The sequence below is a fragment of the Micromonospora sp. NPDC049203 genome (assembly GCF_043197215.1).
GTDB lineage: Bacteria > Actinomycetota > Actinomycetes > Mycobacteriales > Micromonosporaceae > Micromonospora.
In genome coordinates this window covers 265,528-283,594 of the sequence record NZ_JBICSV010000005.1, presented here as the reverse complement: position 1 = coordinate 283,594, position 18,067 = coordinate 265,528, and the positions used below count along the sequence as shown (strand labels likewise).

5 protein-coding genes are annotated in these 18,067 nt (G+C 76.3%); all 5 read right to left on the bottom strand.

The annotated features are described in order from the left end of the window. Nucleotides 1–12: 12 nt before the first annotated feature. From ACGFIA_RS16625 to ACGFIA_RS16605, 5 genes are read right to left on the bottom strand one after another with little or no spacing between them, the layout of a single operon-like run. Nucleotides 13–5,463 (bottom strand): SDR family NAD(P)-dependent oxidoreductase, encoded by a 5,451-nt coding sequence (locus ACGFIA_RS16625; RefSeq protein WP_393260709.1) that lies wholly within the window; start codon nt 5,461–5,463, stop codon nt 13–15. Nucleotides 5,464–5,492: 29 nt separating this feature from the next. Next, nucleotides 5,493–8,996 carry an amino acid adenylation domain-containing protein gene (locus tag ACGFIA_RS16620; protein ID WP_393260706.1) on the bottom strand — a complete coding sequence of 1,168 codons (3,504 nt, stop codon included), beginning with the start codon at nt 8,994–8,996 and terminating at the stop codon, nt 5,493–5,495. Next, entirely contained in the window at nt 8,993–11,299 is a 2,307-nt protein-coding gene (locus tag ACGFIA_RS16615) for a lantibiotic dehydratase (RefSeq protein WP_393260703.1), read from the bottom strand. Before ACGFIA_RS16615 ends, ACGFIA_RS16620 begins: the two co-directional genes overlap by 4 nt. Then, a complete protein-coding gene (locus tag ACGFIA_RS16610; RefSeq protein ID WP_393260700.1) occupies nt 11,296–14,406 on the bottom strand; it encodes a thioesterase domain-containing protein in 3,111 nt (1,036 codons plus the stop codon). Before ACGFIA_RS16610 ends, ACGFIA_RS16615 begins: the two co-directional genes overlap by 4 nt. Beyond that, a complete protein-coding gene (locus ACGFIA_RS16605; protein ID WP_393260697.1) occupies nt 14,403–17,864 on the bottom strand; it encodes an AMP-binding protein in 3,462 nt (1,153 codons plus the stop codon). The genes ACGFIA_RS16610 and ACGFIA_RS16605 overlap by 4 nt, the downstream gene beginning before the upstream one ends. Between the last annotated feature and the right edge of the window lie 203 nt (nt 17,865–18,067).

The window sequence follows — 18,067 nt, the reverse complement described above, 5'->3', positions numbered from 1 at the left end:
TGGTCGGGGGTGTCAGCCGCGGGGCAGCCGCGGGATGGCCGGGATGGCAGCCGGGGCGACCGGCGCGTCGGCGGGCGCCTCGGCGCGCAGCTCCTCGATCCGGGCGGCCAGGCCGGCCACAGTGGGGGTCTCGAAGAGGCTGCGCATCGGCAGCCGCACGCCTGTCGCCTTGCGCATGGCGGCGATGAGCTGCACGGCGACAAGCGAGTTGCCGCCCAGGGCGAAGAAGTCGTCGTCCACGCCGACGTCGGTGACGCCGAGACCGTCGCGCCACACCTGGGCGATGGTCTTCTCCAGCTCGGTGCCGGGCGCGGCCGAGCCGCCGCCGGTGGCCGCCGCCGTGCCGGCCGGCGCGTCGGTCTCCTCGGCGATGCTGTCGGTGGTGACCCGGGCCGCGCGGCGCCGGATGTCGGCCACGGTGCGGGTGGTGATCACCACCTGGGCGCCGAGACCGGCGGAGAGGCTGCGGCGGAACGCCTCCGCACCGTCGACCGGGCGGATGTCCTCGGTGACCGGGGCCGGGGCGTCACCGCCCGCCGCCGGGGCCTCGGCCAGGTTGCCGGTGACCGCGTTCTGGTCGACCCGGCGCAGCACGAAGTCGCTGACCGCTACCAGCTCCCGCCCGTCCGGGTCGCGCAGCGACAGGTCGGCGGCGACCACCTCGTCGGTGGCTGCGGGCCGGTGCCGCAGGTGACTGTGGAACGTCGCCGGCAGCGCGCCGCGCACCACGATCCGGCCGTACGACAGCGGCAGGTAGGTGCCGGAGCCCTGCCCCCGGCCGAACGCGGTGGCCACGTCCAGCAGCGCCGGGTGCATCCCCCAGGAGGGCAGGTCGCCGAGCGCGGCGGCGGGCGCCTGCACCCTCGCCAGTTCCTCGCCGTCGGCGAGGTGATGCTCGGCCAGCGCCGCCCAGCGTGGCCCGAAGGTGAGCATGCTGGTGCGTCCCCGGCCGAACGAGGCGTCGTCGTCGACCCGCCGCCCGGCCACCGCGGGCACGACGGCCGGCGGGGCCGCCTCGGTGGTCCACCCGGCGCTGCCGCGCACGTGGGTGCGGGCCTGCCCGGCGGCGAGGCTGGCGACCGTGAAGTCGGTGCCGTCCTCGGTCCGGGTCAGCTCCACCCGGTACTGGGCCACCGTGCCGTCCGGCACCGAGAACGGCTCCAGGAACACCACGTCGCGCAGCTCCACCGCGGCGTCCGGCCCCGGCGCGGGCAGCGCGGCCACCACGGCGGCGCGTACCGACTCCAGGTGGGCGGTGCCCGGCACCACCGGCACCCCGCCGATCCGGTGCTCGTCGAGCAGCCAGTGGGTGTCGGCCGAGACCAGGCCGTGCAGCACCGTGCCGTCCGGGCCGGCGACCATCGTGGTGAGCACCGGGTGGGCGACCGCAGTGGTGACGGTGTCGCGCCCGGCGGCCCGGAACGCAGCCGGCGCGGCGGTCTCCACCGCCATGCCGACCTCGGCCCAGCCGCCCCAGTTCTGCGACACCACAGGTGCGCGGAACCCGGTGCCGGAGCGCGCGAAGGCGTCCAGGAAGTTGTTCGCGGCGCAGTAGTCGACCTGGCCGAAGCCGCCGATCACCGCGGTGATCGAGGAGCAGAGCACGACGAAGTCCAGCGGCAGGTCGCCGAAGACCCGGGCCAGCGCGAGGGTGCCGGCCAGCTTCGGGGCCAGCACACGCCGCGCCTCGTCGCGCTCCTTCACCTCGGCCATGCCGCCACCGGGCAGACCGGCGGCGTGCACGATGCCGTCCAGCCCGCCGAAGCGGCGCTCCGCCTCCTCGCGGACCCGGCGCAGGTCGTCCGCGTCGGTCACGTCGGCGGCGAGCACCAGCACCTCGGCGCCGGCGGCCTCCATCCGGCGGATCGCCGCGATGGCCCGCCCGGCCCGGTCGGCGCCGCCGTGCACAGCCAGGTGCGCGTCCCACTCCTCGCGCCCGGGCAGCCCGGAACGGGCCAGCAGCACCAGCTTGGCGCGGGCCCGGCGGGCGAAGTCCTCGGCGAGGGTGACGCCGATGCCGCCGAGACCGCCGGTGATCAGGTAGCGGCCCTCCTCGCGCAGCACGCCCGGCTCGTCCTCGGCGCCCACTGTGACCTGCTCGTAGCCGGCCAGCCAGCGGCGGTCGCCGCGCAGCGCCACCTCCGGGTGCTCGGCGTCGACCGGGCTGCGCAGCTCGGCCACCAGGGCGGCGACGCCGCGCGCGGACGGGTCGGTGTCGAGCAGCCGCACGGTCAGGCCGGGCAGCTCGGCCGGGAGCACCCGGGCCAGGCCGGCCAGCGTGGCGTGCTCGGGGCGGGTCAGGTCGTCGCCGCGTACGTCGCCGACGCCGGTGGTGACCAGGTCCAGGCGTACGCCCGCCTCGTCGGCCGTCACACCGGCGCCGGCCAGCGCCTGCACCAGGTGCAGCGCGCCGAAGAAGCCGCGCTCCTGCGCCGCCCAGGCGGCCGCCGTGTCGATGCCGGCCGGCTCACCGTCGAGCGCGAACGCGTGCACGATCCGCCGGGGCAGGTCCGCGCCGAGCGCGGCGACCAGTTCCTCGGCGTCGGCGCGGACGCCGGGGCGCAGCCGGAAGCCGTTCGCGGTGACGGTGAACGCCTCACCGGCGCGTACCTCGACCGGGTCGTCGCCGGCGGCGCGCAACGCGGCCACGAGCGCGTCCCCGCGCGGGCCGTCGGCCAGCACCAGGCAGCGGCCCAGCGGCTCGGCGGTGCGGGCCGGGGCGGCCTGCCGCCACACCGGCACCGCGAACCACTCCGGCAGCGGGCGGGGGCCGGTCTCGGCGGGCGCCGCCGCCAGCTCCTGCTCCGGGTCCGGGTCGATCCAGTAGCGGCGCCGCTCGAACGGGTACGTCGGCAGCGGCACCCGCCGCGCGTGCGGGTCGGCCGGGAGGCTCACCGGCACCCCGGCGCACCAGAGCGCGCCGGCCGTGCCGAGCAGCGCGGCCAGATCGCCGGTCTGGTCGCCGGGGCCGGGCAGGCTGCCCAGCGGGGTCAGCGCGCGCTGCGCCTCGCCGGCCTTGGCGACCTGCATCCGGGCCAGGTTGGCCAGCTGCCGCCCGGGGCCGCACTCGACCAGCGCCCAGGTGCCCTCGGCGAGCAGCGTGGCCACGCACGCGCCGAAGCGGACCGGACGGCGCAGGTGCGCGGCCCAGTACGCCGGGTCGGTGGCCTGCGCCTCGGTGATCCAGGTGCCCGTCACGTTCGACACGAACGGCACCGCCGGGGCGCGCAGCGGCACGGTGGCCATCAGCGCGGTGAACTCGTCCAGGATCGGGTCCATCATCGGCGAGTGGAACGCGTGCGAGGTGCGCAGCACCTTCGACTTGTTCTTGCCGCCGAGGCTCGCCGCGAACTCCTCCACCAGCGCCGTCTCGCCGGCCACCACGCAGGTGCCGGGGCCGTTGACCGTGGCCACCGACAGGCCCTCGGGCAGCCTGCCGGTCACCTCCGACTCGTCGAGCGTGACCGCCAGCATCGAACCGGCCGGCAGGGAGTGCATGAGCCGGCCCCGGGCGGCCACCACGCGCAGCGCGTCGGCGAGGTCGAACACCCCGGCCACAGTCGCGGCGACGTACTCGCCGATGGAGTGGCCGATCATCGCGGCCGGGGCCACCCCGGCGGCCCGCCAGGCGGCGGCGAGCGCGTACTCGACAGTGAACAGGGCGGGCTGGGTGTAGCGGGTCTCCGTGAGCTTGTCCGCCGCCTCCGGGTCGCGGCCCAGGATCAGGTCGCGGATGTCCAGGCCCAGTTCCGGGCGGAGCAGGTCGGCGCACTGGTCGACGGCGGCGGCGTACGCGCTGTCCTGCGCGTACAGCTCGGCGCCCATCCCGGCGTACTGCGAGCCCTGGCCGCTGAACAGGAACGCCACCCGGGGCGCGGGGCCCTCGGCGACGCCCCGGTGACCCTTGCGCCGCTCGCGCAGCGCGGCGGCGGCGGACGCCGGGTCACCGGCGACGACAGCGGCGCGGTGGGCGTACGCCTGGCGGCCGACCCGCAGCGTGTGCGCCACGTCGGCCAGCGCGACGTCGCCGCCGCTGTCCAGGTGGTCGGCGAGCCGCCGCACGGCGGTGTCCAGCGCGGTCGGGGTCTTCGCCGACACCTGGAGCAGGTGCGCCGGGCGGACCGGCGGCTCCTGCCGACCGGCGGCCGGGGCCTCCTGGAGCACCACGTGCGCGTTGGTGCCGCCGATGCCGAAGGAGCTGACGCCGGCGCGGCGCAGCCCGCCGTCGGTGTCCCACTTGGTCAGCGTGTTCGCCACGTAGAACGGGGTGTCGGCGAAGTCGATGGCCGGGTTCGGGCTCTCGTAGTTGATGGTCGGCGGGATCAGCCCGTGCTCCATCGCCAGCACCGTCTTGATCACGCTGACGATGCCGGAGGGCTGGCTGAGGTGGCCGATGTTCGACTTCACCGAGCCGATGCCGCACCAGCCGCGCTCGTCGGTGTCCTTCGTGTAGACGGCGGACAGCGCGGCGACCTCGATCGGGTCGCCGAGCGCGGTGCCGGTGCCGTGCGCCTCGACGTAGCTGATGCTGCGCGGGTCGACGCCGGCCAGCGCGACGGCCTGGGCGATGGCCTCCATCTGCCCGTCGATGCTGGGGGCGGTGAAGCCGACCTTCCCGGCGCCGTCGTTGTTGATGGCGTTGCCGAGCACCACCGCGCGGATGGTGTCGCCGTCGGCGATCGCGTCGGAGAGCCGCTTGAGCAGCGTCACGCCGACCCCGCTGCCCCACACCGTGCCGTTCGCTCCGGCGTCGAACGGCCGGCACCGCCCGTCCGGCGAGGTGAAGCCGTCCATGCCGAGGTAGCCGACGTGCGGCAGCTCGATGTTGACGCCACCCGCGAGGGCCATGTCGCACTCGCCGTTGCGCAGCGCCTCACAGGCCAGGTGGAACGCCACCAGCGAGGTGGAGCAGGCGGTGTGCACGGTGAGACTGGGGCCGCGCAGGTCCAGCCGGTACGACACGTTCGTGGCCACGTAGTTCGGCGAGTTGCCGGTGGCCAGCGAGACCGCGCCGTGCGGGTTCCCGCCGACCCGCTTGTTGCGGTACACGTTGCGGTGCAGGTACGTGTTGCCGCCGGTGCCGGCGTAGACGCCCACCGCGCCGTCGTAGCGGCCCGGGTCGTAGCCGGCGTCCTGCAGCGCCGTGTAGCAGGTCTCCAGGAACAGCCGGTGCTGCGGGTCGGTGATCTCGGCCTCGCGGGCGGTCATCCCGAACAGCCCGGCGTCGAACTCGTCGTAGCCGTCCACCAGCGGGGCGCGGTTGACCCAGCCCGGGTCGTCGACCTCCTGCGGCTGGGCGCCGCGGGCGAGCTGCTCCTCGCGGGTCAGCTCGGTCGTCGACTCCACGCCGTCGACCAGGTTGCGCCAGAACTCGTCGACGTCGGCCGCGCCGGGCAGCCGGGCGGCGAGCCCGACGATCGCGATGGGCTCGACGCCGTCGTCGGCGGGAATGTCGTTCTGCATGGGGGTTCCTTCATTCACAAGGGATCGCGTCACTGGTGAGGTCGGCGGGGTGGCGGGGTCCGGCGGGCGCGGCCCCGCCGGGCGGCGGCGCGCATCGCGGCGCGGGCCAGTTCCGGCCGGTCGGCGGCCCCGTCGAGGCTTGCGGCGAGCGCCCGTACGGTCGGGTGGCGGAACAGGTCGAGCATGGTGACCGAGCGGCCGGTGGCCTCGGTGAGGCGGGCGTGCACGGCGGCCAGGGCCATCGAGTGGCCGCCGATGTCGAAGAAGTTGTCGCTCACGCCCACCGCGTCGCGGCCGAGCACGTCCCGCCAGATCCCGGCGATCAGCTCCTCGGTCCCGGTGAGCGCGTCCGAGCCGGCGGGCAACGGCGGGCGGGCCGGTTCGGCGGTGGCGACCGTCATCGCGCCGAGCGCCGCGACCCGCACCGCCGGGCGGGGCAGTTCGGGCGCCACCTCGGCGGCCGGCGTGTCCGGGTCGGCGGCGAGCGCGCCGACCAGCGCGGCCAGGTCGGCCAGGAGTGCTTCGATCCGGTCGGCCTCGAACAGGTCCGGGTTGTGCACCACCTCGACGCCGGCCCGGCCGTCGCGCTCCACCACGTAGACGGTCAGGTCGAACGGCGACCCGGGCTTGGGCACCGGCACCGGCTCGACGGCCAGGCCGGTCAGCGCCAGCCGGGGCGCGACGAAGTTGAGCACGTTGAACAGCACCTGCACCAGCGGGGCACGGGAGGTGTCCCGGCCCACGCCGAGCGTCTCGACGATGCGTTCCAGCGGCGCGCCCGGGTGGGCGGTGACCTCGTGCAGCTCGGCGGCGGCCCGGTCGACCTGCTCGGCGAAGCTCGCGCCGCCGGAGCGGAACCGCACCGGCACGGTGTCGATGAAGAAACCGATCACCTCGTCGAACGCGGCGAGTCGCCGGTCGGCGACGATCGCGCCGAGCACGTGCTCGTCGCCGCCGGTGACCCGGCGCAGCAGCTCACCGAACGCGGCAAGCAGCACCGCCGCGACAGTGGTGCCGCGCCGGGCGGCCAGGTCGCGTACGGCCCGGTCGGCGGTCTCGTCCAGCCGCACCGCGGCCTCCGACCCGGCGTACGTCTGCACGGCCGGGCGGGGACGGTCGCGGGGCAGGTCCAGCACCGTCGGCGCGCCGGTCAGGTGCGCGGTCCACCAGGCCAGGTCCGTCTCGCCCCGGCGCCGGTCCCGGTCGGCCCGCCACACCGCGTAGTCGGCGTACGTGGCGGGCAGCGGCGGGCGGCCCGGCACGGACCGGCCGAGGGCGCGGGCGTACGCGAGTGCCAGCTCGTCGTAGAGCAGCGCCTCGGACCAGCCGTCGAAGACCGCGTGGTGCACGGTGATCGCGAGCACGTGCTCCCGCGCGGCGAGCCGGTACACGGTCACCTGCCAGGGCGGGCCGGTGGCGAGGTCGAACGCGTGCCCGGCGCCGGCCGCGAGCATGCCGGCCAGCTCACCGTCCGGGTCGGCGGAGCCGGTCAGGTCGACCACCGGCACCGCCACGTCGGTCGGTTCCTCGCGGACCGCGTACGGCACGCCGCCGTTGCACGGGATGCGCCAGCGCAGCACGTCGTGCCGTTCGGCGACGGCCCGCAGCGCGGCGCCGAGCGCGGGGACGTCAAGCGGCCCGCGCAGCCGGTGCGCGACCGCGATGTTGTAGGGCGCGCTGGACGGGGCGAGCTGGTCCATGAACCACAGCCGCCGCTGCGGCGGGGACAGCGTCGGCGGGTTGCCGGTGGTCAGCCCGTCGGCGTCGGCGGGGTCGGCGGCGCGGACCCGGTCCACCAGCGCGGCGAACGTGCGGTCGGCGAACAGCACCCGCGTGTCGACGTGCCGGCCCAGTTCCGCGCGCAGCGCCGCGACCAGCCGCATCGCGGCGATCGAGTTGCCGCCGGCGGCGAGGAAGTCGCTGTCCGGGGCGGGCGCGGCGCCGAGGAGCCGGGTCCAGACGCGCCGGACCGCCGCCGTCACCGGGTCGTCGTCGGCGGGCGCGTCGTCCACGGTGGCCGGGGCGGTGGTGGCCAGCTCGCGCAGCGCCGGCCGGTCCAGCTTGCCGGTGGTGGCGCTGACCGGCAGCGCGTCCAGCCGCACCGTCCGGGCGGGCAGCATCGCGGTGGTGAGCCGCGTGTGCGCGTACGCCCGCAGCTCGTCGTGGTCCGGCGCCCCGGCCGGGGTGAGGAACGCGACCAGCTCGGCGCCGGCCGGGCCGGGCACCGCCTCCACGGCTACCCGCTCGACGCCCGGGTGGGCGGCCAGCACCGCCTCGATCTCGCCCAGCTCGATGCGCTGGCCGCGCACCTTGACCTGCCGGTCGGCGCGGCCGAGATAGACGATCCGGCCGTCCGGGCCCTGCCGGACCAGGTCGCCGGTGCGGTAGAGCCGTTCGCCGGGGACGTCGCCGAACGGGTCGGGCACGAACCGCCCGGCGGTCAGGCCGGGCCGGTTGAGGTAGCCGTCGGCCAGGCCGGGCCCGCCGATCAGCAGCTCACCGGTCTCTCCCGCCGGCACCGGCCGCAGGTCGGCGTCGACCACGTACGCCCGGTGGTTGGGCAGCGGCCGGCCGATCGGCATCGGGTCGGTGTCGGCCAGGGTGAGGTCGCAGGTCACCGCCAGCACCGTGGTCTCGGTCGGGCCGTAGCCGTTGAGGAACCGCCGGCCGGGCGCCCAGCGGGCGACCAGTTCGGCCGGGACCGCCTCGCCGCCGCAGAGCAGCACCCGCCACGTCGGGAACGCGGCCGGGTCCAGCAGCGCCAGCACGGTCGGGGTGATGAAGCCCCAGGTCACCTCGTGCTCGGCGACGAACCGGGCCAGCCGTACCGGGTCGGCCCGGTCGTCGGCGCCGAGCAGCTGCACCGCACCGCCGAGCGTGAGCGGCACGAACAGGTCCATGGTGGCCGCGTCGAAGCCGAGCGAGGCGATGCCGAGGCTGCGGACCGAGGCGTCGGCGCCGGTCAGCGCGGTCACGCCGGTGACGAACTCGACAGCGTTGCGGTGGGTGGTCAGCACGCCCTTGGGGCGGCCGGTGGAGCCGGAGGTGAACAGCACGTACGCCGGGTCGCCGGGGCGGGCCGGGCAGGGCACGAGCGGAGCCGGGCCGGGCAGGCCGAAGGCCGTCACGCCGGGCTCGTCGCCGAACTCGGCCGCCGCCGCGTCGCCGACCACCAGGCGGACGCCCGCGTCGCGGGCGATGCCGCGCAGCCGGGCCCGGGGGCCGCCGGGCTCCAGCGGCACGTACGCGGCCCCGGCGAGCAGCACGCCGACCACCGTGACCACCAGGTCGGGGGTACGCGCGCCGCACACCCCGACCCGGTCGCCCCGGCCGGCGCCGTGCTCGCGCAGCGCGGCGGCCACCCCGGCGGCCCGGTCGACGAGCTGCCGGTAGGTGAGCCGGGTGTCCCACTGGCGCACCGCCACCGCGTCCGGGGTACGGGCCGCCTGCGCGGTGATCAGGTCGGCGAGGGTGGCGTCCGGCCAGGGCAGGTCGCTGCCGTGGACGGCGCCGGCGGTCAGGGTGTCGGTCACCGGAGTGCTCCAAGGTGCTCGGCCGGGTCGGTGATCTGGAGGCGCAGTTCGCTGACGTAACCGCGGCCACGCGCGTCGGGCACCCACGCCTCGGTGGGTGCGGGCAGCAGTTCGGAGACCACCACCGGCACGTCCGGGCCGGTACGCAGCGCGGCGTCGACCATCGCGCACAGCGACTGCGCGTACAGCGGGCCGGTCAGGTCCACGTAGCAGGGTTTGATCTCGGTGCCGACCTTGACGAACACCCGCTCGGGCAGGCCGGTCTCGGCGCGCCAGCGGCGTACCGCCAGGTAGCGGGCGGTCTCGTCGGGGTGGCCGCCCAGCCCGCACGCCCCTGCCGTGGTGCGCCAGGTGCGCCGGGCCACGACCAGCCGGTCGATGGTGATGCGGGGCGTGTACGCGGCTGCGCCGAGCAGCTTGAACGCGTCCAGCAGCAGCGAGCCGAGCAGCGTGGCGAACACCTCCATCAGCGGCCAGCGGGCGCCGTCGGGGAAGACCGCGGTGAGCGTGTCGCCGGTGCGTTCGACGAGCACCGTGGTGGCCGGGACGAGGCGGTCCACGTCGGCGCCGTGCGCGGTGTCGATGCCGAGCTGGCGGTCGGCCGGGCCGGTCAGCGCGTACGTGGTGCGCGTGGTGCGGCGGGGGAAGCTGTCCGGCCAGAGCACCCGCAGCCGCACCGGGCCCAGGTCGGCGTCGAGGTCGGCGCGCAGCGCGGCCGGATCCGGGTGGAACGGGCTGAGCACCGCGCTGTCGAACGCGACGGACGCCGGGTGCAGCTCGCCGAGCACCAGCAGGAAGTCGCCGCGCTCGACGGCCTCCGGCGAGGCGGCGCTGAGCTGCACGTCCGGGTTGTGCAGCCGGGCCGACGGCCAGCCGGGCGTCTCGGCCGGGAACAGCTCCCGGGCCCGCTCGGTCAGGTCCGCCGCGCACAGCCGCAGCTCCGCCTGCCCCGCGGGCAGGTCGGCCAGGCCGAACAGCTCGGCCCAGCGCGCGGTGAGCGTGGCGCCGGCCCGGCCGATCGGGCCGTCCGGGGCGACGAGCGTGCCCTGGGCCAGCAGCCACAGGTCGGCCAGCCGCACCGGCTCGCCGTCGGCGGCCAGTTCCTCGTGCAGCTCGGCGAAGACCTCGCCGCAGCGGGTGGCCACCTCGGCGGTGAACCAGCGGGCGGTCCGCAGCACCACCGCCAGCGGCTCGGCGAGCGCCTCGACGACCGCCGACCCGATCCGGAACTCCAGGTCGCGGGCGGTCTCCTCGTAGCAGACGGTGCGGCCGGCGTACATCTGCCCGCTGTGCCGGGTGGCCGGGCGGCCGGTGACGGCGGTGAACTCGGCGTTGAGGGCGGCGAGCGCGGCACCGAGCCGGTCCGGGTCGCCGGCCGCGGCGGCCACCTCGTCGCGGGCGGCGCGCAGCCGGTCGAACCCGGCCGCCGTGGCGGCGCGGACCGGCTCGTCGCCGATCGCGGCGATCCGCGCTTCGAGCACCCGCTCGGCGTCGGGCGCGATCGGCAGGTTCGCGCCCCAGCTGAGCCGGCCGCGCTCCACCCACCGGTCGAGCAGCAGGTAGACGTCGTCGGCGCTGTGCACCTCACCGGCGTCGCACAGCCGCCGCGCCAGATCCAGCGCGGGCGTCCGCCCGTCGCAGGCGCCGAGCACCAGCGCCTCGACCGGGGTCAGCGCGATCGGCGGGTGCATCGGCCAGCGCAGTTCCCGCCCGGCGACGGTCAGGTGGGGTTGCAGGGCCGGCGCCCACCAGCGGCGCACCGCGAGGTCGTCGGCGAGCCGGTCGGCGTACGCGATGAGCGCCCACGCCTCGAAGTAGACCCGCCGCCGGTGCACCAGCGTCCCGCCGGGCACTGTGGTCACGCCGGGCCGGGACGTGTCGAACGTGCCCCAGCAGACCGGGCCGAAGAAGCCGATGGTCTCGGCCTTGCCGCAGTAGCGCTGCCAGTAGCGCAGCAGGCTCAGTTCACGCTTGCGGCGGCGGACGTTGCGCACCCCCGGGTCGGTGCGCAGCAGCCCGTCCAGCGCGATCAGCATGTCCGGGTTCTGCCAGGTCACCGCCTCGCGCAGCAGCGGGTCGCCGGCCAGCTCACCGGCCACCGCGGAGGACTCCGCGAACGCGTCGGCCAGGGCCTTGCCGAACACCTCGGCGCCGGTGTCGCCGGCGAGCAGCGCGTCCGCGGCGGCGGCGCAGTCGGGCGCGGCGAACCGGTCCAGCCCGGCGGCCGGGAACCCGGCGGTACGCAGGACCACGTCCCGCCACACCGACCAGCCGGTGTCGCCCAGGGGCAGCAGGTGGCTCACCGGTGGTCCTCCCGCCCGGTGTCGGTGATGTGCAGGCGCAGCTCGCTGAAGTAACGGCGGCCCCGGCCGTCGGGCACCCACGCCTGTTCCGGGCCGGGCAGCATCTCGCTCACCGTGAACGACACGTCGTCGCCGCCGTCGACCCGGGCGGCGCGCACCATCGCGCAGAGCGTGGTGGCGAACGCCGGCGCGGACAGGTCCACGAAGCAGGGTTTGGTCTCGGTGCCGAGCTTGACGTACACCTGCTCGGGCAGGCCGAGGCGGCGCCGCCAGTCCCGGACGGCGAGGAACCGGTCCCGCTCGCCGTTCGGTACGGCGAGGCCGCTCCCGCCCACCGTGGTCCGCCACGTCTGCCGGGCCAGCACCAGCCGGTCCACGGTGATGCGGGGCGTGTACGGCGCGGCGGCGACCAGCTTGAACCCGTCCACGGCGTGCGCGCTGAGCGGCTCGGCGAAGATCTCGACGAGCGGCCAGCGCTGCCCGTCCGTGGCGGTGGCCACCAGTTCGCCGTCCACCTCGTCGACGACCAGGCCGACGGTGGGCAGCACGCGGGCCGGGTCGGCGCCGGGCGCGTCGAGGAACGCCAGGTGCCTGTCGGTCGGGCCGGTCAGCGACTCGGCGGTACGGCTGGTCCGCCGCGGCCAGTCGGCCGGGAACAGCAGCCGGACCCGCCGCCGCCCGAGGTCGGCGGCGAGCGCGTCGCGCAGCCGTTCCACGTCCGGGTGCGACGGGGTGAACACGGCGCAGTCGAACGACGACCAGGCGGCGTGCAGCTCACCGAGCACCACCGTGTAGTCGCCGCGCCGCAGCGCGTCCGCGTCGGTGGCGCAGATCTGCAGGTCGGGGCTGTGCATGGCGGCGTTGGACCACTCCGGACCGGTGCCGGGGAACACCGCGTCGATCCGGTCGGCGAGGTCGGCCGCGCGCAGCCGCACGTCTGTGGTGCCGGCGGGCAGCGTGTCCAGGCCGAACAGTCCGGCCCAGCGGGCCGCGAAGTCCGCCGCGACCGCGTCGACCGGCCGTTCCCCGTCGCCCCAGAACATGCCCTGGGCCAGGAACCACAGGTCGGCCAGCGGCACCGGGGCGCCGGACTCGGCGCGCAGCTCCTCGTACAGGCCACGCAGCACGTCCAGGTAGGCGCGGGCGAGCGCGTTGGCAAGCCAGCGGGCGGCGCGCAGCAGCACGTCCAGCGGCGCGGCCAGCTCGGCCAGCAGCGGCGCGCCGAACACCACGTCGAGGTCCCGGGCGCTGTCCTCGTAGCAGACCGTGCGGCCGGCGTACATCTGCCCGGCCCGGCGTACCGCGGGCACGCCGGTCAGCTCGGTGAACGTGGCGTCCAGCGCGTCCAGGGCGGCACGCAGCCGGTCCGCGTCACCGGCCGCGGCGGCCACCGCGTCGCGGGCGGCGCGCAGCCGGTCGAACCCGGCGCGGGCGGCGGCGCGGGCCGGCTCGTCGCCGATCGCGTCGATCCGCGCGGCCAGCACCCGCTCGGCGTCCGGGCTGACCGGCAGGGCCGCGTCCCAGGTGATCAGTTCCCGCTCGGCCAGCCGGTCGAGCAGCGCGTACCCGTCCTCCGGGCGGCGCAGCCCGATCGCCGGGTCGGCCACCAGGTCGGCGGCGGCCCGCCGGCCGTCGGCCGCGCGCAGCAGCGCCGCCTCGACCGGGGTCAGCGTCAGCGGCGGGCGGCCGGGCCGCAGCACGTCCCGGTCCCGGACGGCCAGGTGGGCCCGCAGCATCGGCGGCCACCACCGCCGCACCGCCGGGTCCGCGCCGATCCGTTCGGCGTACGCGGACAGCGCCCACGACTCGAACCACACCCAGCGCCGCCGGGTCAGGCTCTCGCCGGGGTTGACCAGGGCAACCTCCAGCTGTGCGGGATCGACGGCGACCCAGCAACTGGGGCCGAAGAAGCCGACCGTCTCGTTCTTGCCGCAGTAGCGCTGCCAGTACTTCAGCAGCGCCCGCTCGCGGTCCCGGCGGCGTACGTTGCGGGCCGCGTCGGCGCCGCCCCGGACCAGCCCGTCGAAGGCGACGAGCGCGCCCCGGTTCTGCCAGGTGACCGCCTCGCGCAGCAGCGGGTCGGCGGCCAGCTCGCTGAACCGCTGCGCGCCGGCGCGCAGCGCCTCCTCGAACTCCTTGTCGAACCGGTCCGCACCGGCGCCGGTGGCCAGCAGCTCGTCAGCCGCCGCGGCGGCCCGGGGCGCGCTGAACAGCTCCAGTCCGCCGGCCGGGAAGCCGGTGGTCCGCAGCACCGCGTCGCGCCACACCGACCAGCCGGTGTCGCCGAGCGGAACCCGGTGCGCGGCGCCGGCGGTCCCGCGACCGGCGGCGCGCACCGGGTCCGGACCCGCGTCCGGCGTGCCGGGGCGGGTGTCTGTTGGCGCGGCGGTCAGGTCGGCCCGGATCAGCGCGGCCAGCTCGGGCAGCCGGTCGTGCAGGAAGAAGTGCCCGCCGTCCAGCTCGTGCAGGGCGAACCCGGCGGCGGTGTGGTCGGCCCAGGCGGCGCTCTGTTCCCGGCTGACCGCCCGGTCGGTACGGCCGGCGAACACGACGATCGGCACCGGCAGCGGCTCGCCCGGTACGTGGCGGTAGCTGTCGACCCGGTCGAAGTCGGCGCGCAGCAGCGGCAGCAGCAGTTCCACCAGCTCGGGGTGGTCGAGCAGTTCGGCGGGGAGGCCGCCGCCGTCGCCGAGGCGGCGCAGCAGTTCCTCGTCGCTCGCCCGGGACAACCCGTCGAACGGACCAGGCCCGTCGATGTGCGGGGCGCGGGCGCCGCCGACGTAGAGCCGCAGCGGCAGCGGGCGGCCGGTGCGGCGCAGCTCGCGGACCACGTCGAAGCCGAGCCGTCCGCCCATCGAGTGGCCGTAGATCGCGTACGGGCGGTCGGCGCGGGAGGCGATCGCGTCGGCCACGTCGGCGACGTGGAAGCGCGGGTCCTCGGTGATCCGGTTCTCCCGGCCGGGCAGTTGCACCGGCACCACGTCGACACCGGCGCCGAACTCGTCCGCCCAGCGCCGGAACGCGCTGGCGCCCGCTCCGGCGTAGGGCAGGCAGAACAAACGCACCGGCGCCTCGGGTCGGCTTCCGGCGGAGACGAACCAGTTCACCGTGGACCTTTCTGCACGGGGTCGATCCAGTGCCGGCGGCGCTGGAACGGGTAGGTGGGCAGTTCGGTGCGGCGCACCGTGCCCTCGGGGTGCAGCGCGTGCCAGTCGACGTCGTGCCCGGCGACCCACTCGGCGGCCGTCTCGCGCAGCGGCCCGCCGTCACCGGCGAGGCGGGCGCCGGTGTCGAGCAGCACGTCCAGCGCGGACAGCGCGGACGGCAGGTCGGCGGCGACCACCGCCGCCCGGTGGGCGAACGCCCGCCGGCCCAGCGCCAGCGTGGCGGCCACGTCGGGCAGCGCCGGGACGGCCCCGGCCAGGTGGGCCCGCAGCCGTTCCAGCGCGGCCCGCAGCGCTGCCGGGGTACGCGCCGACACCGGCAGCAGCCACGGCCCCTCGCCGGGCGGGTCGGCCGGTTCGGCCGGCGGTGGCTGTTCCACCACGACGTGCGCGTTGGTGCCGCCCAGACCGAACGCGCTCACCCCGGCGACCCGGCGCGCGTCGTCCGGCCAGTCCCGCGCCTTGGTGGGCACGTAGAACGGTCCGGCGGCCAGGTCGATCTCCGGGTGCGGGCGGGTGAAGTGCAGGTTCGGCGGGATCACCCCGTGCCGGACGGCCAGCACCGTCTTGATCAGCCCGGCGATGCCGGCGGCCGCGTCGAGGTGACCGATGTTCGTCTTCACCGAGCCGAGCGCCGTGGAGTCGGCGGGCGCGGCGCCCGCGTACACCTCGTGCAGCGCGGCGACCTCGATGGCGTCGCCGAGCGGCGTACCGCTGCCGTGGCCCTCGACGAAGCGGACCTCGCCCGGCGCGACCTCGGCGGTGGCGAGCGCGTTCGCGACGGCGGCGGCCTGTCCGGCCGGGCCGGGCACGGCGAAGCCGGCCCGGTCCGGGCCGTCGTTTGTGACCGCCCAGCCGGGCAGGATCGCGTAGATGCGGTCGCCGTCGGCCTGCGCGTCGGCGAGCCGGCGCAACGCCACAACGCCAGCGCCGGAGCCGAAGCCGGAACCGTTCGCGGCCTCGTCGAAGGCGCGGCACCGGCCGTCGGGCGAGGCGAGCCCGCCCGAGCGGTGCCGGGGCCACATCACCGTGGCGCCGCCGGCCAGGGCCAGGTCGCACTGGTAGTCGGCGAGGCTCTGCGCGGCCACGCAGACCGCGACGAGTGAGCTGGAGCAGGCGCTCTGCACGGCCATCGCCGGGCCGGTCAGGCCGAGCCGGTATGCCACCTGACCGGGCAGGTGGTCGGTGAACTGGCGGCCGACGAGCCGGGCCTCCCAGTCGTCCGGGTCGACGTCGCCGACCACCGCCGGGTTGTCCATCAGGTGGAACAGGAAGTAGCGGTTGGCCGAGGTGGCGGCGTAGACGCCGACCAGGCCGGGGAAGCGCGCCGGGTCGTGCCCGGAGTCCTCCAGCGCCTCCCAGGCGGTCTCCAGGAACAGCCGGTGCTGCGGGTCGGTGCGGGCGGCCTCGTCGGCGCCGAAGCCGAAGAACTCGGCGTCGAAGTCGGCCACCCCGTCGAGCCGGCCGGTGGCGCGGACGTGCCGGGGGTCGGCGCGCAGGGCCGGGCCGACGCCGAGCGCGGCCAGCTCCTCGTCGGTGTGGTCGTGCACCGAGTCGACGCCGGTGCACAGGTTCCACCAGAACGTGGCCACGTCGGGAGCGCCGGGGAACCGCCCGGCGACGCCGACCACGGCGATCTCGTCGCCGGTGTACTCGCGGGCGGCGCGGACCGGCGCGGCGGGCGCGGGCAGCACCGGGGCGCGGACCGCCTCGGGCGGGGCGTCCAGCAGCGCCGCCTGGGCGGCGATACTCGGGTGGTCGAACAGGCGCAGCATCGGCAGCCGTACGCCGAACCGCTCGGCGAGGCGCTGCTGCACCTGGCCCAGCAGCAGCGACTGCCCGCCCACGTCGAAGAAGCTGGCGGTGCGGGCGACCGCGTCGCGGCCCAGCACCGCGCACCAGATGTCGTGCACGGCGCGCTCGGTCTCGGTGGCCGGGGCCTCCTCGGCCGGCACCTCGGTGACCGGGTCGGGCAGCGCCCGCTCGTCGATTTTGCCGGTGACGGTGAGCGGGAACTCGTCGACCACCACCACCGCGCGGGGCACCGCGTAGTCGGGCAGCGCGGCGATCAGCGCCGCGCGCAGCGCCACCGGGTCGGGGCGGGCGCCGGCCGGGCGGGCGTACGCGAGCAGTTCGCCGGCCCGGACGACGGCGCGGACGCCCGCGACGCCGGGCTGGGCGGACAGCACGGCCTCGATCTCGGTCAGCTCGACCCGGTGCCCACGCACCTTGACCTGCCGGTCGAGCCGGCCGAGGCAGACCAGCTCCCCGCCGGGCAGCAGCCGGCCCAGGTCACCGGTGCGGTACGACCGCACCCCGTCGGCGTCGACGCCGAAGCGGTCGCTGTCCTGGTTGAGGTAGCCGGGGGCGAGGTGGCGGCTGTGCACCACGATCTCGCCGGTGTCCGGGTCGAGGTCCAGCCGGTAGCCGGGGAAGGCGGTGCCCACCGGCAGTGGCCCGCGGGCGTCCGGGTCCACCTCGGACAGCTGCTGCGCGTGCCGGGCGGCGAACGTCATCTCGGTGGCGCCGTAGCCGTTGACGAGCACGCAGCCGGGGGCGAACCGGTCCCGGCCGCGCGCCGCGTCGGTCCAGGTGGCCTGCTCACCGCCGAGCAGTACCGCCCGCACCGTGGGCAGCCGGCGCGCGCCGAGCGTGTCGAGCAGGAAGCGGTAGACGGTGGGCGTGCAGTGCAGCACCGTGGCGCGGTGCCGGTCGAGCTGTTCGACGGCGTGCGCGAGCCCCTGGCGGCGCAGGTCGACCGGTACGACTGCGGCGCCGGTGAGCAGCGCCGGGTACAGGTCGGGGATGGCGGCGTCGAAGCTGAACGACGCGAGCAGGCTGAGCCGGTCGTCCGGGCCGACGCCGAGCGCGGCGATCTGGTTGTCGACGAGGTGGGCCAGGTTGCGGTGGGTCTGCCCGACCGCCTTGGGCACGCCGGTGGAGCCGGAGGTGAACAGCACGTACGCCGGCGCGTCCGGGTCGGCCGCGACCGGGCGCAGCGGAGCCGGCGGCACCTCGTCCAGCGGCACGACCACGCGGTCACCGGCCAGCGTGGACGCCAGGTCGCGGTGCTCGGCGGCGCAGGCCACGGCGGTGACGCCGGCGGCGTCGACCATGTGGCGCAGCCGGGCGACCGGGAAACCCGGGTCCAGCGGCACGTACGCGCACCCGGCGGCGAGGGCGCCGAGCAGCGCCGCCACGGTGGGCGCACCGTGTGCGGTGAGCAGCGCGATCCGGTCTCCGGCGCGCAGGCCCGCGGCGGCGAACACGGCAGCGTGCCCGCCGGCCGCCCCGGCCAGCTCGGTGTAGGTGACCTCGTGGGTCTCACCGAGAAGGGCCGGACGTCCGCCGTGGACCGCCGAGATCGCGCCGAAACGATTGATGATCATCGTCTCTGCCATGTCAGGAAGCGGGTTGTGCTCCACAGACGACAGGCACGCAGCAGCGATCGACGAATGTGATCATTGATCCCCCCCAGGACTTCACATTGGAAGCAGAATATGGCTCACAGCCCGGGCCGGAAGGGGGCCGATCAGGCTTGACCCGAAGGGAGGAAGGCACCCTGGAACGTCGGATGGAGGAATTCGTCCGATCATCCCTCTAG

Bases quoted from the DNA above. Each gene is read 5' to 3' on its own strand.
- ACGFIA_RS16625 (WP_393260709.1), bottom strand. From the start codon at position 5,463: ATGCAGAACGACATTCCCGCCGACGACGGCGTCGAGCCCATCGCGATC.
- ACGFIA_RS16605 (WP_393260697.1), bottom strand. From the start codon at position 17,864: ATGGCAGAGACGATGATCATCAATCGTTTCGGCGCGATCTCGGCGGTC.